The organism is Paraburkholderia sp. FW306-02-B, from assembly GCF_058782725.1.
In genome coordinates, this window is record NZ_JBYSXZ010000001.1 from 3,937,698 (window position 1) to 3,959,886 (window position 22,189).

The window sequence follows — 22,189 nt, forward strand, 5'->3', positions numbered from 1 at the left end:
TGAACGGCGTCTGAGGCAGATGTGCAGCCCATTCATCACGGACAGCACACTAAACTCAGACACTGTATAAAAAAACAGTAGTTTTGGCAAGCGCGATTCTCATGCGAACGCGCATTTTTACCGCCGCGCCGCCCAAACTACCCACAATAATTTTCGGAGACCGCTGTGCGCCCGGGGGACACCCCACGGTGCCGGCAGAGCCCAGGCTGGCGCACCATGCGAATTCTGATTGCCGAAGACGACAGCATACTCGCGGACGGTCTGGTTCGATCACTCCGCCAATCGGCCTATGCTGTCGATCACGTCAAGAGCGGCGTCGAGGCGGACACTGCCCTGTCGATGCAAACGTTCGACCTGTTGATTCTCGATCTCGGCCTGCCGCGCATGTCCGGGCTCGAGGTGCTGCGCCGCCTCCGCGCGCGCAATTCGACCGTGCCGGTGCTGATCCTCACGGCTGCGGACAGCGTCGACGAACGTGTCAAAGGACTCGACCTCGGCGCCGACGATTACATGGCCAAACCCTTCGCGCTGAACGAACTCGAAGCGCGCGTGCGCGCGTTGACGCGGCGCGGCGCCGGCGGCGGCCCGACGGTGGTGCGGCATGGCTCGCTGTCGTTCGATCAGGTCGGCCGGATTGCGTATGTCAATGAGCAGGTGATCGACCTGTCGGCGCGCGAACTGGGTTTGCTCGAAGTGCTGCTGCAACGGATCGGCAGGCTGGTGTCGAAGGAACAGCTCGTCGACCATCTGTGCGAATGGGGCGAAGAAGTCAGCAATAACGCGATCGAGGTCTACGTACACAGGCTGCGCAAGAAAATCGAGCCGAGCGGCGTACGCATCATCACCGTGCGCGGGCTGGGATATTGTCTTGAGAAAGCCACGCTGCCGGCCAATGCGAACACGACTGCAACGCCTGCGGCTGACCCCGAGCCGCCCTCCTCGCCTCCGTCCGGCGCGACGCCGGCGAGCCACCACTACAAATAGAGGGCGCCATGTCCGCACGCGCAGATCGCGCCACGGCGCACGCGGCGGACCTCGACGAGGCGCGCGACGAGCGCTACGCCAACCCGTTCGCCCCGCCCGACGAGACCGAAGCCGCCGCCCTGGCACGCCCGCGCTCGCTGTTCGGCGAGATTCTCGACTGGATGCTGGCGCCGCTGCTGTTGCTATGGCCGATGAGCCTCGCGGTCACCTATCTGGTCGCCAAGTCGATCGCCAATGGGCCGTTCGATCGCGCGCTCGAAACCGACGCCTACGTGCTCGCCCGCCAGATTCATCCGGTCAACGGCGTGGCGGAGCTGGCGCTGCCCGACTCTACCCGCGATTTTCTGCGCGCCGACAACATCGATAGCGTGTTCTATCAGGTGCTCGGCACGCGCGGCGAGCTGGTGGGCGGCGAGCGCGACATGCCGCTGCCGCACGAGGAAGACCGGCCGCAGCCCGGCCTCGTCGAATTTCGCGACGACGTGCTGCGCGGCAACGATATCCGCGTCGCCTATACAACCGTCGAGTTTCCACAGACGCCCGGCGCGCAACCCGTACTGGTGCAAGTCGCCGAGACGCTCGACAAACGCAGCCAGCTCGCCAACGACATCATCAAAGGTGTGATCCTGCCGCAGTTCGTGATCCTGCCGCTGGCGATCCTGCTGGTGTGGTTCGGCCTGTCGCGCGGCCTCGCGCCGCTACACGCGCTGCAGGTGCACATCCGCGCGCGCCGCCCCGACGATCTCTCGCCGCTCGAAGCACGCCGCGCGCCGCCGGAAATCGAGCCGCTGGTCACGTCGTTCAACGATCTGCTAACGCGCCTCGAACAGAATATGGAATTGCAAAAGCGCTTCATCGCCGATGCCGCGCATCAGATGAAAACGCCGCTTGCCGGCCTGCGCACGCAGGCCGAACTGGCGCTGCGTCAGGACACCTCTGAAGAAGTCCACCGTTCGCTCGAACAGATCGCCACCAGCTCCGAACACGCGGCGCGCCTCGTCACGCAACTGCTTGCGTTGGCGCGCGCGGAGAACCGCATGTCGGGGCAGGTTTTCGCGCCGGTCGAGCTGACCGAGGTGGCGCGCAACGCCGTGCGCGACTGGGTTCAAGCCGCGCTCGCCAAGCAGATGGACCTCGGCTACGAAGCGCCCGACGAACCGGTCGACGTGGACGGCAATCCGGTCATGCTGCGCGAGATGCTGTCGAATCTGATCGACAACGCGATCCGCTACACGCCGGCTGGCGGGCGCATCACGGTGCGGGTACGTCATGACGTACCGGCGCGGCTCGTGCATCTGGAAGTCGAAGACACCGGACTCGGCATTCCGGTGGCCGAGCGTGCTCGGGTCATCGAGCGCTTCTACCGGATTCTCGGCCGCGAAGGCGACGGTAGCGGCCTGGGGCTTGCGATCGTCCGCGAGATTGCGACGATGCATGGTGGCGAACTGACCATCGACGATAACGTCTACCAAACCTCGCCGCGGCTCGCTGGAACGCTTGTGCGCGTCAGCTTACGTGTGCTCGAACGAGTACGGGATTTACCCTAACGCGTGAACGCCGCAAAAACCGGGAATCGCGTTAATACTGAAATTTAAACGCAAATTATCGATACTTAGGCGTACATTGACAGACATTACGCGAATCCACCCATCTCACCCCGCCCTATCGTTTCACCCCGCCACGTCAGTGCGCCGTAAGTTTCCACTCCAATAATCGGTTCCACGGGAACGCCTTTGCCGGCGAACCGCGTGTACATATCAATATTGGAGACGACATATGGCTACCGTTGGCGGGCAAATCTCGCACGAGCCCATGACGCGAGAAGAGAAGCGGGTGATCTTCGCATCGTCGCTGGGTACGGTTTTCGAGTGGTACGACTTCTATCTGGCCGGCTCGCTCGCGGCCTTCATCAGCAAGAGTTTCTTCTCCGGCGTCAACCCGACCGCAGGCTTCATCTTCACGCTGCTCAGCTTCGCTGCGGGCTTCGCGGTGCGGCCGTTCGGCGCGATCGTATTCGGGCGCCTCGGCGATATGGTCGGACGCAAGTACACGTTCCTCATCACGATCGTGATCATGGGTCTGTCGACGTTCCTGGTCGGCTTTCTGCCGGGCTACGCGACAATCGGCTTTGCGTCGCCGGTGATCTTCATCGCGATGCGGATGCTGCAAGGTCTCGCGCTCGGCGGCGAGTACGGCGGTGCTGCCACGTACGTGGCCGAACATGCGCCCGCGGGACGCCGCGGCTTCTACACCGCATGGATCCAGACGACCGCCACGCTCGGCCTGTTCCTGTCGCTGCTGATAATTCTCGGCGTGCGCACGGCAATGGGCGAAGACGCGTTCGGGGCCTGGGGCTGGCGCATTCCGTTCGTCGCGTCGATCGTCCTGCTCGCCGTGTCGGTGTGGATCCGGCTGCAACTGCATGAATCGCCGGTGTTCGAGCGCATCAAGGCTGAAGGCAAGACCTCGAAGGCGCCGCTGTCCGAAGCATTCGGTCAGTGGAAGAACCTGAAGGTCGTGATTCTCGCGCTGATCGGCCTGACCGCAGGCCAGGCCGTGGTCTGGTACACGGGCCAGTTCTACACGCTGTTCTTCCTGACGCAGACGCTGAAGGTCGACGGCGCCACCGCCAACATCCTGATCGCCATCGCATTGCTGATCGGCACACCGTTCTTCGTGTTCTTCGGTTCGCTGTCGGACCGGATCGGCCGCAAGCCGATCATCATGGCCGGACTGCTGATCGCCGCGTGCACGTACTTCCCGCTGTTCAAGGCGCTCGCGCACTACACGAACCCGGCATTGGAAACCGCCACCGCGAAGTCGCCGATCGTCGTGATCGCGAATCCGGGCGAGTGTTCGTTCCAGTTCAACCCGGTCGGCACGTCGAAGTTCACGAGCTCGTGCGACATCGCGAAGAGCGCGCTCTCGAAGGCAGGCTTGAACTACGAGAACGTCGCGGCGCCGGCGGGCACGCTGGCGGAGATCAAGGTCGGCGATACCGTGGTCAACGCGTACGACGGCAAAGCCGCCGACGCGAAAGACCAGGCCAAGGTGTTCGACAAGACCATCGCTACCACGCTCAAGACCGCCGGCTACCCGCCGAAGGCCGATCCATCGCAGATCAACTGGCCGATGAGCGTGGTGATCCTGACGATCCTGGTGATCTACGTGACGATGGTGTATGGGCCGATCGCGGCCATGCTGGTGGAGATGTTCCCGACGCGCATCCGCTATACGTCGATGTCGCTGCCGTATCACATCGGCAATGGCTGGTTCGGCGGCTTCCTGCCGGCAACCGCGTTCGCGATCGTCGCGGCGAAGGGCAACATCTACTCGGGACTGTGGTATCCGATCGTGATTGCGTTGATCACCTTCGTGATCGGCATGCTGTTCGTCAAGGAAACCAAGGACTCGGACATCTACGCCCGCGACTAAAACCCTGCTGGACAGGCCAACTTGAAAAAGTTGAGTGCCGGGGGTTGACAGCCCCCGGCACTATCCTCATAATCTCGCTTCTTTCGGCGAATTAGCTCAGTTGGTTAGAGCGACGGAATCATAATCCGCAGGTCCGGGGTTCGAGTCCCTGATTCGCCACCAGTTGCAAGAAAAAGCCGCTGCTTCTCACGAAGCAGCGGCTTTTTTGTTTTGCTTTTCCAAACTGCAACATTTACCGCGCTTTGAACTTGCAGCAATCGGAAGCGGCCGTACGGCTGGCCGCTTCCCTATCTCAGACTTTATAGCGCCATGTCAGCCGCAGCCTTGTTCGGCCGGGGCGTTCCCGCTCCCGAATTCGAACGCGGCGCGACGGAGAGGTCGATCTGCGGCGGCGGCGTCAGCTGCAGCACGTCGCTGGTATAGGTCCACTCCTGATAGACCTTGGCCGGGCTGTCGTTGAGCCTGGTTCCGTAGCTCGGCACGATCTGCCGGATCTTTTCCTGCCAAGCCGGCGTCGCGACCTTGTCCTTGAACACCTTCTCGAGCAGGCTGAGCATGATCGGCGCAGCGGTCGAGGCACCCGGCGACGCGCCCAGCAGGCCGGCGATACTGCCATCCTGCGAGCTCACGATTTCAGTACCGAGCTTGAGGACGCCGCCCTTCGCACCGTCGCGCTTGATGATCTGAACACGCTGACCGGCTTGCCACAGGCGCCAGTCTTCCTTCTTCGCCTGCGGGAAGTATTCCTTCAAGGCGTTGAAGCGATCGTCATCCGACAGCATCAGCTGCCCTGCCAGGTATTCGACCAACGGAAACTCGTCGATGCCCACATGCACCATCGGCACGACGTTATGCACATTGGTGCTGCTCAGGAGATCGAAGTACGAGCCGTTCTTCAGGAACCTGGTCGAGAAGGTCGCGAACGGTCCGAACAGAATGATCTTCTTGCCATCGATGATGCGCGTGTCCAGGTGCGGAACCGACATCGGCGGCGAACCGACGGAAGCCTTGCCGTAAGCCTTGGCCAGATGCCGGCTCACGATCTCCGGATTTTCCGTCACCAGGAAGGAACCGCCGACCGGAAAGGCACCGTAGTCCCTGGCTTCAGGAATGCCCGATGCCTGCAGCAGGTGTAGCGCGCCACCGCCTGCGCCGATGAACACGAACTTCGCGTCGACGTCCTGCTCGGAATCACCGGTCTGGGTCTTCACGTAGGACACCCGCCACGTGCCGTCAGCATTGCGCTTGATGCTCCGTACTTCGCTGGAGAGCGAGAGATTGAAATTGGGCTGGCTCTGCAGGTAGCCGACGAACTGGCGCGTAATCTCGCCGAAGTTCATGTCGGTGCCCACCGGGGACCAGGTCGCCGCGACCTTCTGCTTCGGATCGCGTCCCTCCATCATCAGTGGAACCCACTGCCTGATCTGGTCGAAGTCGTCCGAGTACTTCATGCCGCGGAACAACGGGCTCGCCTGCAGCGCGTCGTAGCGTTTCTTGAGGAAACGGACATTGTCGTCACCCCAGACGAAGCTCATGTGCGGAGTCGAATTGATGAACGATCGCGGATTCTTGAGCACATCGTTCCTGACCTGCCAGGCCCAGAACTGGCGCGACACCTGAAAGGCCTCGTTGATTTCGACGGCCTTCGAAATGTCGATCGTGCCGTCCGGCTTCTCGGGCGTGTAGTTGAGCTCGGCCAACGCGGAATGCCCGGTGCCGGCATTGTTCCAGCCATTCGAGCTTTCCTTGGCCACGCCGTCCAGACGCTCGATCATCATCATCGACCAATCGGGCTGGAGCTCATGGAGCCACACACCCAACGTCGAACTCATGATGCCGCCGCCCACCAGCAGGACGTCTACCTTTTTCGTCTCGCCGGCTTGCGCGGAAAACGCCGTCACGGAAAGAACCAACCCCAACAAAACTGCTCTTATCGTTTTAAGCAAAATGAACAACCTTTCTCAACGTGCACAAAATCCTTACCGTGACTTCCGATTGAACGGTTTCGGCAAAAAGCTTTCCCACAGCTCAATCGAAGTCCCGATCAGAGGAATCGAATGCACCGGTAAAAGCCTGCGCATGGGAAGCGCTATGACTTCCCATCGCGTACGGCGACAAATTTTTTGTGTATCGGGTGCGTAGTGCGTCGCAGGATATGGACGCCGCTTGAAATGAAAACCAACTGCTACAAACGTGAACGGGGCTAGAGCCAACGATGCTCAACGGCGAGCGCACCAAAAAAGCGCACTGAACGCACTTGCCGAGCGCGTGGAAGCGACTCGCGGAAACCACCGGATAGCTGCCCCATTTGAAGGTATGGAGGCAACGGGTGCGCAATATAACTGAAATTGAGATAGCCGAAATCGAGAGCAAAAAGATTTTTGCCCTGACCCACTGCCGTGTCGAACGCCCTGCCCGCTTTCCAAACTGCAACTTCAAGGAGGTTTCTTGATGATGTTCCGTACCACCGCAGCTACCGCTTCCGCAGTCATTCTCTTCGCCGCGTCTTCGCTCGCCGCCCACGCTGAGACAGCACAACCCGACGGCCAGTGGCGCGCCAATCCGATCACCCTCTCCACGCTTTTGCAGGACGGCTACAAGATCGTCGCCGTAGTCAGCGGTGCGCGTGGCAGCGCCGGCTCCGCCGACACTATTTTTGTTCAGCGCGACCAGAGCGCATTCAAATGCATCGACCCGTCGCAATCCGATGCCAAAACGAAGGCGGCATGTTTCGAACTGGTTCAGCCGTCGGGTACCGCGTCTGAATCGAAATAAACAGACGACTTCACCGCTGCGATCCATCATCGCGCGCCATGAGAAAGGGGCTAGCCCGCGCTAGCTCCCTCGAAATACCCCGATTCGAGCGCCCGGCACGCGACTGCTGATTGCATAACGCAAGCAGCGCACCCCCGCGCTCAACGATCGACCAACCGGCTCAGGTTTCCACGCACCCGCTGCAACAGCGCGATCAACTGCTTCGCCTCTTCGTCGCTGAAACCGTTCAGTGCTTCCAGCGCGACTTCGTCCCCTACTTTGCGCGCCTTGCCGAGCGTACGCTCGGCCTTCGGCGTCATGCGCACCTGGCGCTCACGGCGATCCTGCGGATTGGCCGAGCGCTCGATCCAGCCACCCTCTTCCATCCGGTCCAGCAAGCGCCCCGCCGAGATCGGCGCGACTTCGAGCAGGTCCGCGAGGCGCGCCTGATTGATGTCGCCGTAATGCGCGAGGTAGGCCAGCGCGCGGCACTGCGCGCGCGTCAGATCGACCGATGACTTCGCGAGATCGTCGAACCGCTTGCCCGTCAGGCGGCCGACGTCGGAAATCAGAAAGCCGAAGCGCTCTTCGAGTTGGGTTTTCATGCGGCGATTATACGAAAGCCTTTCATTTGCCGAAGCCGAATCGGACGCCCGGCAGGCTCCGTGCAGGTCCTGATGTGCGCGCGCTGAAGCAGTCGATATACTAAGCATGCTTACTATATCGATGACCCACTCATCCATGCCCTCCGAAATCCCGCCGGCGAGCGTTGCCGCGCCGCTCAACCGGCCGATGCTGACGATCGCGATCATGCTCGCGACGCTGATCCAGACGCTCGACAGCACGATCGCCAACGTCGCGCTTCCGCACATGCAAGGCACGCTATCCGCGTCGCAGGATGAGATCACGTGGGTGCTGACCTCGTACATCGTCGCCGCCGCGATCGCCACGCCGTTGACCGGCTGGCTGTCCGACCGGTTGAGCGTCAAGCGGCTGCTGATCATTTCGATCGGCGGTTTTACGGTGGCGTCGGCGCTGTGCGGGCTGTCGGAAACGCTCACCCAGATCGTCGCGTCGCGTTTGCTGCAGGGGATTTTCGGCGCGTCGCTGGTGCCGCTGTCGCAATCGATCCTGCTCGACATCAACCCGCGCGAAAAGCAAGGCCAGGCGATGGCCGTGTGGGGCATGGGCGTGATGGTCGGGCCGATTCTCGGGCCGACGCTCGGCGGTTGGCTTACCGATAGCTACAACTGGCGCTGGGTGTTTTTCATCAACGTCCCGATCGGTGCGTTCGCGCTGTTCGGCGTCGCGACCTTCCTGCCGGCGCGAGAACCGAAGCACGACGTGAAGTTCGACGCGTTCGGCTTTGCCACGCTGGGTCTCGCAATCGGCGCGTTTCAGGCGATGCTCGACCGCGGCGAACAATTCGACTGGTTCGGCTCACACGAGATCCTCATCGAGGCATTGATCGCGGCGATCAGCTTCGCGTTCTTCCTCGCGCACACGGCGACAGTCGGCAAAACGTCGTTCTTCAAATATGAATTGCTGAAGGACCCGAACTTCGCCACCGGCACCTTCTTTATCTTCGTGATCGGCGCGGTGATGTACGCGACGCGCGCGCTGCTGCCGCCGATGCTGCAAAACCTGATGAACTACCCGGTCGCGACCACCGGCCTCGTCACTGCGCCAAGCGGCGCGGGCACGATGATCGCAATGCTGTTCGCCGGGCGGCTATTGAAACGAATCGACGCGCGGCTCATGCTGCTGGCGGGTTTTCTGATCTCCGCGTTCGCGCTCTGGCAGATGATGCATTACACGATCGTGCTGTCGGCGTCGGACATCGTCTGGCCGGGCGTGATTCAGGGCTTTGGCCTCGGCCTCGTGTTCGTGCCGCTAAGCGCGCTGACCTTCTCGACGCTGGCGCCCGAACTGCGCGCGGACGGCACCGCGACGTATAGCCTGATGCGCAACATCGGCAGCAGTATCGGCATTTCGATCGTGCAGACGCTGATGACGCGCAACACGCAGGTCTCGCATGCGGACCTCGCGGCCAACGTCACCGTTTTCAACCCGGCGATCCAGCCGATGCTCAACAGCGGCTCGAACTACGACATCGCGGCGTTGAACGTGTCGATCACGCAGCAGGCGTCGATGATTGCTTATCTGAACGACTTCAAGCTGATGTTCCTCGCAACGCTGCTGGTGATTCCTCTGCTGTTGCTGATCCGGCCCGCGCGTAAGGCACCGGATGCATCGGCATCGCTCGCGCATGCGGCGATGGATTGATCCGCAGACCGCCTTGACCACGACGGTCACCGCTCGATTCTTCCTCGCGTCACGCCCAGCAACCCTGCCATCGCCTCGCGCGCCGCCGCGGCATCGCGCTCGCGGATCGCTTCGAACACCGCCGAATGCTCGGCCAGCGACGCGTTGAACACATCCGCGCGTTTCGCATTCAGCCGCAGTTGCGCTTCCAGCGTGCGCTCGATCAGCGTGCCGAGCGGAATCAGCAGTTCGTTGCTGCAAGCGGTCAGCACGCTCAAATGAAACTGCAGATCGGCGCGCACCCATTCATCGACATTTCGCGCCGCGACCATCGCCGCATGCGCGGTTGCCAGCGCATCGAAAGTCTCATCGGTGTGCGAGGCCGCCGCCAGACCCGCCGCGTAAGGTTCGATCATCTCGCGCATTTCCTGCAACTTGAGTGCGAACGCCATCGGCTCGGCGACGCGCGAGTACCAGTCGAGCACATCGGCATCGAGCAGATTCCACGCATTTTTCGGCCGCACGCGCGTGCCCACGCGCGGCCGCGATTCGATCAATCCTTTCGACGTCAACGTGCGCAGTGCCTCGCGCAGCACCGTGCGGCTCACGCCGAAGGTGTCCATCAACTCCGCCTCACGCGGCAGGATCGAGTCGGGCGCGTAGTCTCCGCGCAGAATCGCGGTCGCCAGCAGATAGGCGACGCGCCCATGCAGATCGTGCTGAATAGCTTTCTCCCAGCAGCCTTGCGGCGCTATTTGATATCGGAACCAAGGCCGGAACGAGCGGGATTATCCGGTATCCGAGCCCTCGTACCTACTTGCGTCGGATCCGTCGAATCGATCCCAAACTCTCGCCAATAGTACTATTAATAGTACTTAAACAGCATTTTGTTGTAGCATGTGAATCCTCGAAATATTCCGCAGACGGGCGAGCCGCCGCAAGGAGACGCACACCATGAAAATCACCAAGCTTGAAACCTTCATCGTTCCGCCACGCTGGTGCTTCCTCAAGATCGAGACCGACGAAGGCATCGTCGGCTGGGGCGAGCCGGTGGTCGAAGGGCGCGCGCATACGGTGGCGGCTGCCGTCGAGGAACTGTCCGACTATCTGATCGGCAAGGACCCGCTGCTGATCGAAGACCATTGGCAGGTGATGTACCGCGCGGGCTTCTACCGCGGCGGTCCGATCACGATGAGCGCGATCGCCGGTGTCGACCAGGCGCTATGGGACATCAAGGGCAAGCATCACGGCGTGCCGGTTCATGCGCTGCTCGGCGGCCAGGTGCGCGACAGGATCAAGGTGTATTCGTGGATCGGCGGCGATCGCCCGAGCGACGTCGCGAACAACGCGCGCGCCGTGGTCGAACGCGGCTTCAAGGCAGTGAAGATGAATGGCTCGGAAGAGCTGCAGATCATCGACACCTTCGACAAAGTGCAAGGCGTGATCAACAACGTCGCCGCGGTGCGCGAAGCGGTCGGGCCGAACATCGGCATCGGCGTGGACTTCCATGGCCGCGTGCACAAGCCGATGGCGAAGGTGCTGGCGAAAGAACTCGACCCGTACAAGCTGCTTTTCATCGAAGAGCCGGTGCTGTCCGAGAATGCCGAAGCATTGCGCGACATCGTCAATCAGACCAACACGCCGATCGCGCTCGGCGAGCGTCTGTATTCGCGCTGGGACTTCAAGCACATTCTGTCGGGCGGCTACGTCGACATCATTCAGCCGGATGCGTCGCACGCGGGCGGTATCACCGAGTGCCGCAAGATCGCGTCGATGGCCGAAGCGTACGACGTCGCGCTCGCCTTGCACTGCCCGCTCGGCCCGATCGCCCTGGCGACGTGTCTTCAGATCGACGCCGTGAGCTACAACGCGTTCATCCAGGAACAGAGCCTCGGCATCCACTACAACCAGGGCAACGATCTGCTCGACTACATCAAGAATCCGGAAGTCTTCAAATACGAAGACGGCTTCGTGTCGATTCCGCAAGGCCCGGGCCTCGGCATCGAAGTGAACGAAGAGAAGGTGCGCGAGATGGCGAAGGTCGGCCATCGCTGGCGCAATCCGGTGTGGCGCCACGAGGATGGCAGCGTCGCGGAATGGTAATTGCGTGAACGAAAACGCCGCCTGAGGGCGGCGTTCTGTTTTGAACGACCCGTGGTGCCGGCGCGCGTTACGAAAAGTGTGGCGCACATGCCGTCGCAGTTACGTAACATTCTCGACCGAAACGATCGAAACACGTCGTTTTCGGCCCTTTCCGTGCCCCGCCGCGGATCGCGCAAAGCCTTTCCCACAAAGGCTTTCACGCCGTTCGTTCGGCACCGGACATACGCTTGGCCCACTCCTTGCTCAAATGCATTCAAACGACAATGCATCGGGGAGCATCATGGGCGAGTTCCTTCCAGACTATCTGCTTCGCGAACAGGCCGCCGTGGGCGCACTGGTGGTGTTCGGCGTACTGCGCATTATCGGCGCGGCGCTCGCGTTCGAACGCGGCTGGCGCATCTCGGTGGTCGAGAAATGCTTCATCGCGGGCGCCGTGCTGTACTGCCTGCCGCAACTCTTCGACCTGCTGACGCATATGTACGGCTCACGCGCCGCGGGCGCGGAACTGGAAGGCAAGGTAGCGGGCTGCGCGATCGCGCTGTTCTGCGCGCCGATCCTCGGACATCGGCTCGGCCTCGAATAACCCGCATTCATCGATCGGATGCTTCCCATGCGACTGGCAAAACGACCCGCGTACCGCGTCGGCGACGTACTGATGCTGAAGTCTGGCGGACGTCCGATGACAGCCACCTGGACCGGCCCGGTGGTGTTCGCGCCTGGCAACTGGCTGATCTGCCAATGGTTCGGCAACGATAGCGAAATGCATCAGGACATGTTTCCTGAAGAAACGCTGGAACGGGCGCAGAACGCGCTCGCCGCCTAGAGGGTAGTAACGGATCAGCCGGCCGCCGCCGGGCGACCGTGTGTATTGCGCCGCGCGCTTTTGCTGTGCGGCGCTTTTTTAAGTCGCATATAGGAAGAAGCGGCGCGCCCCTGGTCCGAGCACCCGGCGCGCCGTCAGGAAAACTCAGCCCAGCGCTGCGAACGCCGGCACGCTATGCGCTAGCGCCGCCGCCGCGACGAACACACCGATGATCGCCAGCGCTTCCAGATACAGCACGTTGACGAAGGTATGCGCATCCATCGTCGATGCGGTGCGGCGCAAACGCGGCAGAGCCAGGAAACGGTTGAGGCCGCCGAGCACCAGCGCCAGCGCGACCAGCGCGAGCTTCAGCGTCAGCACATGACCCCACGTGCTGATCTCGATCGCCTCGAACGAGCCACCCGAGCCGCGCACGCCATTGAATATGCCAGTCAGCAACACGAGGCCGACCGCCACCAGCGACACGTTCGACACCTGGGTCGCCGTGCGGATCAGCATGCCACGCGCGGTCGACGTGCCAAGCGCGGGCAAAACCGCTAGCCCCGCCGCCATCGCCAGCCCGCCCCAAACGCCCGTGACCAGCACATGCAACGTCTGCATGCCGATCGCCGCCGAAGCCGGTCCAGCATCGGCCGCATGCCCGAGCGATGCCTTGCCCGCGGCGATTGCAATCACCGCCAGCCACAGCAGCGCGTTGCGCACCATGCCCGTGTGATGAGCCATGGCGGTTCCGAGCAGGACCAGCGCGCCCGCGAACGCCACGCTCCAGCCGTAGCCGACATGCGTTTGCGTCAGCACGGTCGGCACCACGCCGATCGCAGCGGGCAACGCAACGCCGCTCATCGACGCCGCCTGGTACAGCAGCCAGCCGAGATCCGCGAGCACCAGCACGACGGTAGCCGTCAGCATCGACCGTTGTGCGCGCAACCAGGCGGGCCGCGCCGGTGCGATCTTGGCCTGCGCGTCCTTCGCGAGCCACGCGCCGAGCAACGCCGAACCCACCGCAAACGCAAACGCGACATTCATGAGCGCGGCCATGGCGACCTGCCCGATCCACAGTCCGTCGATGCTCATTTGACGGTGAACGCGAAGTTGCCTTGGGTACGGTGCCCGTCCGTGGCGACCGCGGTCCAGTGCACCGCGTAGCGGCCCGCCGCCAACGACGGCAGCGCCAGCTGCATGACCTTGGCGTCGTTCTTGTCGACTTGCGAGGCAGCCGGCGCCACAGCCTTAGCGCTCGCGTCGCTCAGTGCGATCTTGCTGAAAGCCGGCTCGAGCGGCTCGGTGAAATGAATCGTCACTTCAGCGGGCGCGGCAACTTCGGCGTTCGCCGCCGGCTCGCTCGACACGAGATGCGCATGCGCGAAAGCCGTGGACGCCAGAGCCAGCGCCACGGCGCCGAGCGTCAACGCACGCAGCGCCGGACGAGAAAAATTGAATAGCTTCATGAAAGGCCGATAGCTTGTGAAAAAGGAAAACGATGGACGTTGAGCCGATGGACGCTTCTGCCGAAGACACGCCGGCGCGCCCGGAAGTGTACGCTTCGATGGTTGCCACGCGCGTCGGTTCAACGTGCTTTGTTATTCGAGCCGCGAGGTTCACTGCTTGCGAACTGGATCGCGCACACAAAATCGAGATGACCGGCAAGCCATATAAACCACAATCCGCGGCAAACTGTCGCATACCTGTGACAGCTGGAACCTTCTCTTATGTGGCAAATAGTCACCATCACCCTTCGATGCTAGAATGCTGCGTCGCCGCAGCGCCGTCTGCCCTTCACACCGAGCCGCTCGAAGTTCGGTCAGGTCCCCGATTTTGATGGAGTTACGCGTGTCTTCAAGACGCATTTTCCGCCCGTTGCTTGCCCTTCTGCTGATCGGCTCTGCGGGCGTCTATAGCGCTGCGAAAGCGCAGACTCAACCGAAGGCCCCCGATACGATGGAAGCGCGCGTGCAAGGTTGCACGGCCTGCCACGGCTCGCACGGCCAAGGTACTGATAATGATTACTTCCCGCGTCTGGCGGGCAAGCCTGCGGACTATCTGTACAACCAGTTGCAGAACTTCCGTGAAGGGCGCCGCAAGTATCCGCCGATGAACTACCTCGTCACGTATCTCTCGGACGACTACCTTCATCAGATCGCCACTTACTTCTCGCAGCAACGTCCGCCGTACCCGACGCCGGCCAAACCGACCGTGTCGGCGGCTATCGTTGCGCGCGGCCAGCAGATCGTGCTGCAAGGCGACGCATCGAAACAGATTCCGGCTTGCGCGGCTTGCCACGGCAAGGCGCTGACCGGTATGGAACCCGCTATTCCGGGTCTGGTCGGTCTGCATGCTGATTACATGAGCGCGCAGTTGGGCGCATGGCGTTCGGGCTCGCGCCACGCAATCGCGCCTGATTGCATGCATACCATCGCTACGCGTCTTACCGATGAAGACGTGAACGCCGTCGCTGCATGGCTTTCCACGCAGACGGCTCCGCAAAACCCCGTGCCGGCTCCGGCCCGCTCGATGAAGACTCCGCTTGCCTGCGGCAGCGAACCGCAATAAGGCACCGGGAGAGACACTCAAATGAAACGCAAGTCTTTGTTCGCCCTCTCGGCAGTCGTCGTCGTAGCGGCTGCCGCACTCGTTCCCGTCCTGTGGTCGGGCGGCGACAACCTGCATAACGGCACCGCTGTGGCGGCCACGCCCGCCGACCAGGCCGCGCTGATCAAGAAGGGCGAGTACCTCGCCCGCGCCGGCGACTGTATCGCGTGCCACACGGTGCGCGGCGGCAAGGAGTTCGCCGGCGGCCTGCCGATGGCTACGCCGTTCGGCACGATGTTCACGCCGAACATCACGCCTGATGACCAGTACGGTATCGGCAAGTGGACGCAAGACGACTTCTATCGCGCGATGCACACCGGCCGTTCGAAAGACGGCAGCCTGCTGTATCCGGGCTTCCCGTTCACGAGCTACACGAAGGTCACGCGCGCCGACTCGGACGCGATCTACGCGTACCTGCGCTCGGTCACGCCGGTCAACGTCGCAAGCCGTCCGCACGAACTGAAGTTCCCGTTCAACAACCGCAACCTGCTGATCGGCTGGCGCACGCTGTTCTTCCGTGAAGGCGAGTACAAGGCCGATCCGACCAAGTCGGTCGAATGGAACCGCGGCGCGTACCTGATCGAAGGCCTCGGCCACTGCGGCATGTGCCATACGTCGATCAACGCGATGGGCGGTCCGGTCAATTCGGCTGCATTTGCAGGCGGTCTGATCCCGCTGCAAAACTGGTACGCACCTTCGTTGACGTCGAACAAGGAAGCGGGCCTCGGCGACTGGGATATCAGAGACATCTCGGATCTGCTGAAGACCGGCGTGTCGCAGCGCGGCGCGGTGTTCGGCCCGATGGCCGAAGTGGTTCACAACAGCCTGCAGTACATGTCGGACGACGATATCAAGGCAATGTCGACATATCTGAAGACGATTCCGCAAAAGAGCGAGGCGCCGGAGCCGTTGCAACTCGAAACGTCGGAAAAGTTCGGCGGCGAACTGTTGAAACAAGGTCAGAAGATCTACGCTGACAACTGCGCCAAGTGTCACGCGGAAAATGGCCTCGGCATGCCGTCGGCCTTCCCGCCGCTCGCGAACAACCAGTCGATCCAGATGCCGTCGGCGGTCAACCCGATCCGTATGGTGCTGAACGGCGGTTACCCGCCGAGCACGGCAGCCAACCCGCATCCGTACGGCATGCCGCCGTTCGCGCAAGCGCTGTCGAATCAGGAAGTCGCAGCCGTTGTGACGTACATCCGTATGTCGTGGGGCAACCACGGCACGGCGGTGTCGCCGCAGCAAGTGGCTGATCTGCGTTCGGCGCCGCTCGACTAAGCAGCGTTAGATGCACCCGGGGCGCGGCCTGCGAAAAAAGCGGCCGCGCCCTTCGTTTTTTCAGGACCGGTATCATGTCGGCACATTTGCCCTTATGAAACCGCGCAGGAGGAAAGAGCCGTGCATGTCGGTGAGCGCTTCAACAGCATTACCCACCTCGTCGGCGCCGTGCTGTCGGTGGCGGGGCTTGCTGCGCTCGTGACAATGGGCGCGCTCGACGGCGACGCGTACAAGGTGGTCAGTTTCAGTGTCTACGGTGCGATGCTGTTCGTGCTGTATGCTATCTCGACGCTTTACCACAGCGTGCGCAACCCGCGCGTGAAGGCCGTTCTGCAAAAATGCGACCATTCGGCGATCTACCTGCTGATCGCCGGCAGCTACACCCCGTTCACGCTTGTCACGTTGCGCGGACCGTGGGGCTGGTCGCTATTCGGCGTAAGCTGGGGGCTTGCCGCCCTCGGCATCGTGCAGGAACTGACGCTCGGGCGACGCACCCGCAGCGTTTCGATGGTGCTGTATGTATTGATGGGATGGCTCGCGCTCGTTGCCGTCCGCCCGCTGGTTCAAGCCTTACCGGCAGCGGGTACCGCCTGGCTCGTGGCCGGCGGAGTCATCTACAGCGCCGGCATCTACTTCTTCATTAACGACGAGCGCATCCGGCACGGACATGGTATCTGGCACCTGTTCGTACTGGCGGGCAGTCTGTGTCAATTCGTCAGTGTCGCGCGCTACGTCGCGTGACACGCCACGGCGGCGAAATGCAACTTAAGGCCAGTCAACGTGTCTGCATAGCGCGTTGAAGCATTCGGCACGTGTTTGAGCGTGCCGCCGATTTCTCCGCGACCGGAACTGGGCTTTGGCCTCGAACGCGCCATAGAGGCGTGTTCATGCCGCGCTTGGGCTCGTTTGTGCCCGCTTGGGCCCGTTTGTGCCGTTCGCAAAACTGCATTGCAAAGAGCTTTTATGTCTTTTGATTCCCTCGGCTTGTCCGAACCGTTGGTCCGCGCTGTACACGAACTCGGCTACACCACGCCGACTCCGATCCAGACGCAAGCGATTCCCGCCGTGCTCAACGGCGGCGATCTGCTGGCCGGCGCGCAAACCGGCACCGGCAAGACCGCCGGCTTTACGCTGCCGATCCTGCAGCGTCTGAACACCATGCCCGCCGTCGCCACGGCCTCGGGCAAGCGCGCCGTACGTGCGCTGATCCTCACGCCGACGCGTGAGCTGGCCGCACAGGTCGAAGAAAGCGTGCGCGCCTACGGCAAGTACCTGAAGCTGAAGTCGACCGTGATGTTCGGCGGCGTCGGCATCAATCCGCAAATCGGCGCGCTGCGCAGCGGCGTGGACATCGTCGTCGCGACGCCGGGCCGCTTGCTCGACCACATGCAGCAGAGGACCATCGATCTGTCGCATCTCGAGATCCTCGTGCTGGACGAGGCCGACCGCATGCTCGACATGGGCTTCATCCACGACATCAAGCGCGTGCTCGCGAAGCTGCCGCCGAAGCGTCAGAACCTGCTGTTCTCGGCCACCTTCTCCGACGAGATCAAGACCCTCGCCGACAACCTGCTCGACTCGCCGGCGCTGATCGAAGTCGCACGCCGCAACACGACGGCTGAGACGGTCGCGCAAAAGATTCACCCGGTCGATCGCGACAAGAAGCGCGAACTGCTCACGCATCTGATCAAGCAGCACAACTGGTTCCAGGTGCTGGTGTTCACGCGCACGAAGCACGGCGCGAACCGGCTCGCTGAACAGCTAACCAAAGACGGCATCAGCGCACTGGCGATTCACGGCAACAAGAGCCAGTCGGCCCGTACGCGCGCGCTCGCCGAGTTCAAGGACGGCACGCTGCAAGTGCTGGTCGCGACCGACATCGCCGCACGCGGCATCGATATCGATCAACTGCCGCATGTGGTCAACTTCGACCTGCCGAACGTGCCGGAAGACTACGTGCACCGCATCGGCCGCACGGGCCGTGCAGGCGCAACGGGCGAAGCAATCTCGCTGGTGTGCGTCGACGAACTGCAGTTGCTGAAGGACATCGAGAAGCTGATCAAGCGTCCGGTGCCGCAGGAAGTGATTGCGGGCTTCGAGCCGGATCCGAATGCGAAGCCGGAGCCGATTCTGCGCCGCGGCCAGGGTGGCGGCGGCGGCCGTCAGCCGCGTCAGGGTCAAGGCGCCCCGAAGCGCGACGGCGCCCGGCGCGACGGCGCTTCGCCGGCAAAACCGGCGCAACGTTCGGATCAGCGTCCGGCGAACGGTCAGCAAAAGCCGAGGCCGCAAGGTGCGAAGCCTGCGGGCGCCGGCGGCCAGCCGCGCCGGGATGGCCAACGTCACGACGACAAGCCGCGCGCGGCGGCGCATGAAGGCAGCGCCGCGCAACATGCGCCGCGCAAACCGCAGGGCGGTAAGCCGCAAGGCGGCAATCCGGGTGCATTGCTGGGTGGCGCGAAGCCGCGCAACGATGCGCCGCGTGGCGGCCAACCGTCGCGCAGCGGCCAGCGCGGCCGTTGAGATTCAAAGCCGCTGACCGGCTGACTGCGGGGCGTTAGTCCCTACGGTTGGCCGCAGCGGCTGCTTGCTTCAGGTGCTCGATCTGCCGTTCCCATCGATCGAGCACTGCCTTCCCTTCCCCTTGCAGTTCGAACGTGATGCCGCCTGTCAGGCGCGCATAACGAACGCTTTGCGCCTCACCGGTATCGATCGAGCCGATCAGATACGCCAGGCCGCTGTCATCGCCTTCGACGGCCGTGAGCGGCGTCACAAGCAGTTGCACCTGATAAAACGCCTCATCGCAGACAAACGTCAGCGCGGCCCGGCCGCTTTGCGCGATCGCGCGCGCGGCCCGCGCCTGCGGCCATAACGCGATGCACAGCGTGCGCGAATCGGGCGCATACAACTCGCCGACGCCGAGCAGCGACGTACGCACATGACCGTTCGTATCTATAGTCAGCAGCGACGCAGTGAAGCCCTTCTTGCTCGCGAGCGACGAGCCGTCGAACAGCGTGCGGACAGCGTCGGGCCATTCGTCGAACACGGTCTGTTCGAGCGGATGTTCGGGTACAGGTGAATCGCTCATCGTCTTGGTCCGGTCAGTGAAGGTCGCGAACATCGCGCGGGTCGAAAAGCACATCATGCCTTGAAAAACGAATGGCCCGCTTGTGCGGGCCATTCGTTTTTCATACCGTTACGTCAGAGATAAGAGGTTCAACGGAAAAACACATGTTGCGTGATTTTCGCGAGCGGATAATGCACGCCCGGCTGAATCTTGGCCGGCAGATCGAGCGGCTTGAGCAGCATCTTCACGCACATGTCCGCCGACAGATTGCGGCGCACCAGCGCGTTGATCCGTGCCGCGCGCTCACGGTTATAAGCCGAATCGTGCACGCGCTCAGGATAACGAATCGCGAATACATGCCGCAACGCGATCTCCGAGTCTTCGTTCTTGATCTCCATCACGCGGCGCATCAACGCGCCGAGCACGGCGAGACGACCGTTGCCTTCAATCTTGTTGTACTTTTTGAAGTACTTGAAAAAGTGCTTGTAATGGCGGACTTCGTCGGTACGGATGTTGTCGGTGATCTGCTTGAGCACCGGTTCGTCCGAACATTCGCCGATCGCGCGATACAGCGTAGCCGTGCCTGTTTCCACGACACAGCGCGCCACCATCTCGAGCGCGCGGCTCTTTTCGAAGTCTTCCACCGAACAGGTCAGCGAATACTCTTCGAAGAAATTGCGGAACGCCGTGTCCCAGTCGAACTCGGGCCAGACGTAAGCGACGTACGTCTTGAGCGCCCGGCCGTGCTGCAATTCTTCCGGCTCCCATTCGTTGTTGAGCCAGGCCGAGACTTCCGGATCGCCGTCGAAGAAGGTGCTCAGATTGCTGGTGTAGAGATCCGAGCCGCTTTCGATAAACGAAGCGGCGCACAACAGCAGCAGCAGATCTTCGTTAGCGACGGCCTTCTGGCGATCGATGCGGGTAAGGTCGATATCCTCGATCCGCCAGGGCATCACATGGTTCAGCTCAGTGTGCATCGTGTCTTGCTCCCAAAGCTGTATCGACTCGTGGAGCGTGCTCGAAACCGCCCGCTCTCGTCAGGACGGTTCGCCGTGTCAGATACAGCGCCTTGAATTAGAGTTAACCCCTTGTATCTTGCATCTTAGCCGGTGTTTCACAACTCTGCAGATAACCCAGCACAGACCATGCCGGACCGCCGCAGTTCCAATACCAAGGTAGTCGAATTATTCAGTCAGAAATAAAAAGGCGCGCGGACGGCGCAAAAAAAGCCAGCTCAAGGAGCTGGCTTGTATGTGGATACATTGCCTCGAAGATTGCCTCGAAGTCAGGCGCGGCAATCTTCGCCGCGCTGCAATAAACGCACGCCAAAACGCTGGATCACGCGTGCTGAACCCGTTCGGCATGCCGCACGCGCCGCATGCGCCACGCGACGATGGCGAGCGACGTGCCCGACAGCACCGCGGCAGTCAACACGTAGTAACTTGGCGCAAGCTTGTCACCGGTCAAATGTATAAACGTCTCTACGATCGTCGGCGCAAAGCCGCCGAAGATCGTCACGCCAATGCTGTAACCGATTGAAAGACCTGTCGAGCGCACTTGCGTCGGGAAGATCTCGGACATCAGCGAGGGCATCGGCCCCGAGTAAGCGGCCTTGAAGATGCCGGCCGTACCTTGCAGCAGCAACAGCCAGCCGATGGTCGGATGGGTCTGCAGCAAAGCGAACATCGGGTAGATCAGTGCGCCCATCAGGACCGACGTCGTCAGCATGATGCGAATCCGGCCGATGCGGTCGGACAATGCGCCCATCACCGGCGACAACACGAACTGCAAGCCGCCGTTGAGCACCACCACGCCGAACGACGCCGCCGCCGGCATATGCAGTTGCTTGACGGCGTACATCGGCATATAGAGTTGCAGCACATACACGCCGACCGTCGATTGAGCGACGATGCCCACGGCCAGCAGCAGATTCACCCACTGATTAGCGAACGACGCGCCCTTCTCCTCGCTCTTGCCCTCGCTGCTGCCCGCTATCCGGCGCGCTTCGCGCAGCGCGAGAAACTCCGGCGTCTCGTCCAGATGCGAACGGATGTAGTAACCAACCGGCCCGACCAGCAAACCGAAGATGAACGGAATGCGCCAGCCCCAGCTATTGAGCTGCCCGGGTGGCATCCATGCGGTCAACAGCGAACCGAAAGCCGCCGCGGTGATCGCTGCGAGACCCTGGCTGGCGAATTGCCAGCTCGCATAGTAGCCTCGCCTCGACGCACTGTGCTCGACCATGAAGGCGGTCGCGCTGCCGAACTCGCCGCCCACCGCGAAACCTTGTACCAGCCGCGCGAGCAGAATCAGCACCGGCGCTGCGATGCCGATCGACGCATACGGTGGCATCACCGCCATCGTGAAGGTACCGACCATCATCAGAAGGATGGCGAGCGTCAGCGCCGCCTTGCGGCCTTTGCGATCGCCGTAGATGCCCAACACCACCGCGCCCAACGGCCGCATCAGGAACGAGATGCCGAAGGTGGCGATGGCGAGCAGCGTCGAGAGCCACTCGTCCTGCATGGGGAAGAACTGTTTCGCAATGATGGTCGCGAAGTAGCCGTAGACCAGAAAGTCGAACCACTCGAGCGCATTGCCGACCGACGACGAAAACACAATACGCCGCACCATTGCTTTGGAAAGTGGTGCGGGCGTGGGATGAGGAAAAGCTGTCGCGGATTGCGACGCGGGGATGTCCATGATGTCTCCTGCCCTGTCTGGTATTTGACGCGCTGAATGCGCTCGAAGCGCTCGATGCCCGGCTGTCGCGCGCAGCCCATCGCGATTGCGCGCGATGCCTTGCTTTAATTGCCGATCGGTTCGCTCCGCCAGCATGCGTCATGCATCGTCAACGGATACAACAAAGCGCGGCCGCTCACGCGGCGCCG

20 protein-coding genes and 1 tRNA gene are annotated in these 22,189 nt (G+C 62.1%); 13 read left to right on the top strand and 8 right to left on the bottom strand.

Going from position 1 to position 22,189, the window contains the following annotated elements; genetic code table 11:
- Positions 1 to 216 precede the first annotated feature (216 nt).
- The 4 genes from AC3WOG_RS17525 to AC3WOG_RS17540 all read left to right on the top strand — a co-directional run bounded on the left by AC3WOG_RS17525 (position 217) and on the right by AC3WOG_RS17540 (position 4,581).
- On the top strand, positions 217 to 984 hold the full coding sequence (locus AC3WOG_RS17525; RefSeq protein WP_492579153.1) for a response regulator: 768 nt from the start codon (positions 217 to 219) through the stop codon (positions 982 to 984).
- 8 nt (positions 985 to 992) lie between these two features.
- Positions 993 to 2,531 (top strand): sensor histidine kinase, encoded by a 1,539-nt coding sequence (locus AC3WOG_RS17530; RefSeq protein WP_492579154.1) that lies wholly within the window; start codon positions 993 to 995, stop codon positions 2,529 to 2,531.
- A gap of 229 nt (positions 2,532 to 2,760) precedes the next feature.
- Positions 2,761 to 4,419 carry an MFS transporter gene (locus tag AC3WOG_RS17535; RefSeq protein WP_492579155.1) on the top strand — a complete coding sequence of 553 codons (1,659 nt, stop codon included), beginning with the start codon at positions 2,761 to 2,763 and terminating at the stop codon, positions 4,417 to 4,419.
- Between the two features lie 85 nt (positions 4,420 to 4,504).
- Positions 4,505 to 4,581, top strand: a tRNA-Met gene (locus tag AC3WOG_RS17540).
- Positions 4,582 to 4,718: 137 nt separating this feature from the next.
- Here AC3WOG_RS17540 and mqo read toward each other — a convergent pair.
- The gene (gene mqo / locus AC3WOG_RS17545; RefSeq protein WP_492579829.1) at positions 4,719 to 6,365 is read right to left on the bottom strand and encodes a malate dehydrogenase (quinone); all 1,647 of its coding nucleotides are present in this window, start codon (positions 6,363 to 6,365) and stop codon (positions 4,719 to 4,721) included.
- Between the two features lie 505 nt (positions 6,366 to 6,870).
- On the opposite strand from mqo, the gene AC3WOG_RS17550 reads away from it, so the two are divergent.
- Positions 6,871 to 7,194 (top strand): hypothetical protein, encoded by a 324-nt coding sequence (locus tag AC3WOG_RS17550; protein WP_492579156.1) that lies wholly within the window; start codon positions 6,871 to 6,873, stop codon positions 7,192 to 7,194.
- Between the two features lie 140 nt (positions 7,195 to 7,334).
- Here AC3WOG_RS17550 and AC3WOG_RS17555 read toward each other — a convergent pair whose 3' ends face one another.
- Entirely contained in the window at positions 7,335 to 7,778 is a 444-nt protein-coding gene (locus tag AC3WOG_RS17555; RefSeq protein ID WP_492579157.1) for a MarR family winged helix-turn-helix transcriptional regulator, read from the bottom strand.
- A gap of 136 nt (positions 7,779 to 7,914) precedes the next feature.
- On the opposite strand from AC3WOG_RS17555, the gene AC3WOG_RS17560 reads away from it, so the two are divergent.
- Positions 7,915 to 9,459, top strand: a complete 1,545-nt coding sequence (locus AC3WOG_RS17560) for a DHA2 family efflux MFS transporter permease subunit (RefSeq protein WP_492579158.1) — start codon at positions 7,915 to 7,917, stop codon at positions 9,457 to 9,459.
- A gap of 26 nt (positions 9,460 to 9,485) precedes the next feature.
- Here the strand turns inward: AC3WOG_RS17560 and AC3WOG_RS17565 are convergent, their stop codons facing one another.
- A complete protein-coding gene (locus tag AC3WOG_RS17565; protein ID WP_492579830.1) occupies positions 9,486 to 10,193 on the bottom strand; it encodes a FadR/GntR family transcriptional regulator in 708 nt (235 codons plus the stop codon).
- Between the two features lie 199 nt (positions 10,194 to 10,392).
- On the opposite strand from AC3WOG_RS17565, the gene dgoD reads away from it, so the two are divergent.
- The 3 genes from dgoD (at position 10,393) to AC3WOG_RS17580 (ending at position 12,364) form a co-directional block, all read left to right on the top strand.
- Positions 10,393 to 11,541 carry a galactonate dehydratase gene (gene dgoD / locus AC3WOG_RS17570; protein WP_341314358.1) on the top strand — a complete coding sequence of 383 codons (1,149 nt, stop codon included), beginning with the start codon at positions 10,393 to 10,395 and terminating at the stop codon, positions 11,539 to 11,541.
- Between the two features lie 280 nt (positions 11,542 to 11,821).
- Positions 11,822 to 12,124: a hypothetical protein gene (locus tag AC3WOG_RS17575; RefSeq protein WP_492579159.1), complete on the top strand. Its 303-nt coding sequence runs from the start codon at positions 11,822 to 11,824 to the stop codon at positions 12,122 to 12,124.
- A 27-nt stretch (positions 12,125 to 12,151) separates the two neighbouring features.
- Positions 12,152 to 12,364, top strand: a complete 213-nt coding sequence (locus AC3WOG_RS17580) for a YodC family protein (protein WP_492579160.1) — start codon at positions 12,152 to 12,154, stop codon at positions 12,362 to 12,364.
- A 144-nt stretch (positions 12,365 to 12,508) separates the two neighbouring features.
- Here AC3WOG_RS17580 and AC3WOG_RS17585 read toward each other — a convergent pair whose 3' ends face one another.
- Together AC3WOG_RS17585 and copC are read right to left on the bottom strand one after the other, a co-directional pair.
- The gene (locus AC3WOG_RS17585; RefSeq protein WP_492579161.1) at positions 12,509 to 13,438 is read right to left on the bottom strand and encodes a CopD family protein; all 930 of its coding nucleotides are present in this window, start codon (positions 13,436 to 13,438) and stop codon (positions 12,509 to 12,511) included.
- Positions 13,435 to 13,812, bottom strand: coding sequence for a copper homeostasis periplasmic binding protein CopC (gene copC, locus AC3WOG_RS17590; protein ID WP_492579162.1), 378 nt, complete (start codon positions 13,810 to 13,812; stop codon positions 13,435 to 13,437). The genes AC3WOG_RS17585 and copC overlap by 4 nt, the downstream gene beginning before the upstream one ends.
- Before the next feature lie 370 nt (positions 13,813 to 14,182).
- Here copC and AC3WOG_RS17595 point away from each other — a divergent pair, with 370 nt between their 5' ends.
- The 4 genes from AC3WOG_RS17595 to AC3WOG_RS17610 all read left to right on the top strand — a co-directional run bounded on the left by AC3WOG_RS17595 (position 14,183) and on the right by AC3WOG_RS17610 (position 18,754).
- Positions 14,183 to 14,914 carry a c-type cytochrome gene (locus AC3WOG_RS17595; protein ID WP_492579831.1) on the top strand — a complete coding sequence of 244 codons (732 nt, stop codon included), beginning with the start codon at positions 14,183 to 14,185 and terminating at the stop codon, positions 14,912 to 14,914.
- 21 nt (positions 14,915 to 14,935) lie between these two features.
- Positions 14,936 to 16,234: a c-type cytochrome gene (locus tag AC3WOG_RS17600; protein ID WP_492579163.1), complete on the top strand. Its 1,299-nt coding sequence runs from the start codon at positions 14,936 to 14,938 to the stop codon at positions 16,232 to 16,234.
- A gap of 120 nt (positions 16,235 to 16,354) precedes the next feature.
- Positions 16,355 to 16,975: a PAQR family membrane homeostasis protein TrhA gene (gene trhA, locus AC3WOG_RS17605; RefSeq protein WP_408218312.1), complete on the top strand. Its 621-nt coding sequence runs from the start codon at positions 16,355 to 16,357 to the stop codon at positions 16,973 to 16,975.
- A 222-nt stretch (positions 16,976 to 17,197) separates the two neighbouring features.
- A complete protein-coding gene (locus AC3WOG_RS17610) occupies positions 17,198 to 18,754 on the top strand; it encodes a DEAD/DEAH box helicase (protein ID WP_492579164.1) in 1,557 nt (518 codons plus the stop codon).
- A 34-nt stretch (positions 18,755 to 18,788) separates the two neighbouring features.
- Here AC3WOG_RS17610 and AC3WOG_RS17615 read toward each other — a convergent pair whose 3' ends face one another.
- From AC3WOG_RS17615 to AC3WOG_RS17625, 3 genes are all read right to left on the bottom strand, one after another.
- Positions 18,789 to 19,319 (bottom strand): hypothetical protein, encoded by a 531-nt coding sequence (locus AC3WOG_RS17615; RefSeq protein WP_492579165.1) that lies wholly within the window; start codon positions 19,317 to 19,319, stop codon positions 18,789 to 18,791.
- Between the two features lie 128 nt (positions 19,320 to 19,447).
- Positions 19,448 to 20,275 (bottom strand): ferritin-like domain-containing protein, encoded by an 828-nt coding sequence (locus AC3WOG_RS17620; protein WP_492579166.1) that lies wholly within the window; start codon positions 20,273 to 20,275, stop codon positions 19,448 to 19,450.
- Between the two features lie 361 nt (positions 20,276 to 20,636).
- Positions 20,637 to 22,001, bottom strand: a complete 1,365-nt coding sequence (locus AC3WOG_RS17625) for an MFS transporter (RefSeq protein ID WP_492579167.1) — start codon at positions 21,999 to 22,001, stop codon at positions 20,637 to 20,639.
- Positions 22,002 to 22,189: the final 188 nt, after the last annotated feature.

Excerpts from the sequence above, each read along its gene's own strand:
- AC3WOG_RS17525 (WP_492579153.1), top strand. The coding sequence starts at position 217 with ATGCGAATTCTGATTGCCGAAGACGACAGCATACTCGCGGACGGTCTG.
- dgoD (WP_341314358.1), top strand. The coding sequence starts at position 10,393 with ATGAAAATCACCAAGCTTGAAACCTTCATCGTTCCGCCACGCTGGTGC.
- AC3WOG_RS17625 (WP_492579167.1), bottom strand. The coding sequence starts at position 22,001 with ATGGACATCCCCGCGTCGCAATCCGCGACAGCTTTTCCTCATCCCACG.
- copC (WP_492579162.1), bottom strand. The coding sequence starts at position 13,812 with ATGAAGCTATTCAATTTTTCTCGTCCGGCGCTGCGTGCGTTGACGCTC.
- AC3WOG_RS17550 (WP_492579156.1), top strand. The coding sequence starts at position 6,871 with ATGATGTTCCGTACCACCGCAGCTACCGCTTCCGCAGTCATTCTCTTC.
- AC3WOG_RS17580 (WP_492579160.1), top strand. The coding sequence starts at position 12,152 with ATGCGACTGGCAAAACGACCCGCGTACCGCGTCGGCGACGTACTGATG.
- AC3WOG_RS17615 (WP_492579165.1), bottom strand. The coding sequence starts at position 19,319 with ATGAGCGATTCACCTGTACCCGAACATCCGCTCGAACAGACCGTGTTC.
- AC3WOG_RS17600 (WP_492579163.1), top strand. The coding sequence starts at position 14,936 with ATGAAACGCAAGTCTTTGTTCGCCCTCTCGGCAGTCGTCGTCGTAGCG.
- AC3WOG_RS17585 (WP_492579161.1), bottom strand. The coding sequence starts at position 13,438 with ATGAGCATCGACGGACTGTGGATCGGGCAGGTCGCCATGGCCGCGCTC.
- AC3WOG_RS17555 (WP_492579157.1), bottom strand. The coding sequence starts at position 7,778 with ATGAAAACCCAACTCGAAGAGCGCTTCGGCTTTCTGATTTCCGACGTC.
- AC3WOG_RS17610 (WP_492579164.1), top strand. The coding sequence starts at position 17,198 with ATGTCTTTTGATTCCCTCGGCTTGTCCGAACCGTTGGTCCGCGCTGTA.
- AC3WOG_RS17595 (WP_492579831.1), top strand. The coding sequence starts at position 14,183 with ATGGAGTTACGCGTGTCTTCAAGACGCATTTTCCGCCCGTTGCTTGCC.
- AC3WOG_RS17560 (WP_492579158.1), top strand. The coding sequence starts at position 7,915 with ATGCCCTCCGAAATCCCGCCGGCGAGCGTTGCCGCGCCGCTCAACCGG.
- AC3WOG_RS17620 (WP_492579166.1), bottom strand. The coding sequence starts at position 20,275 with ATGCACACTGAGCTGAACCATGTGATGCCCTGGCGGATCGAGGATATC.
- AC3WOG_RS17530 (WP_492579154.1), top strand. The coding sequence starts at position 993 with ATGTCCGCACGCGCAGATCGCGCCACGGCGCACGCGGCGGACCTCGAC.
- AC3WOG_RS17575 (WP_492579159.1), top strand. The coding sequence starts at position 11,822 with ATGGGCGAGTTCCTTCCAGACTATCTGCTTCGCGAACAGGCCGCCGTG.
- AC3WOG_RS17535 (WP_492579155.1), top strand. The coding sequence starts at position 2,761 with ATGGCTACCGTTGGCGGGCAAATCTCGCACGAGCCCATGACGCGAGAA.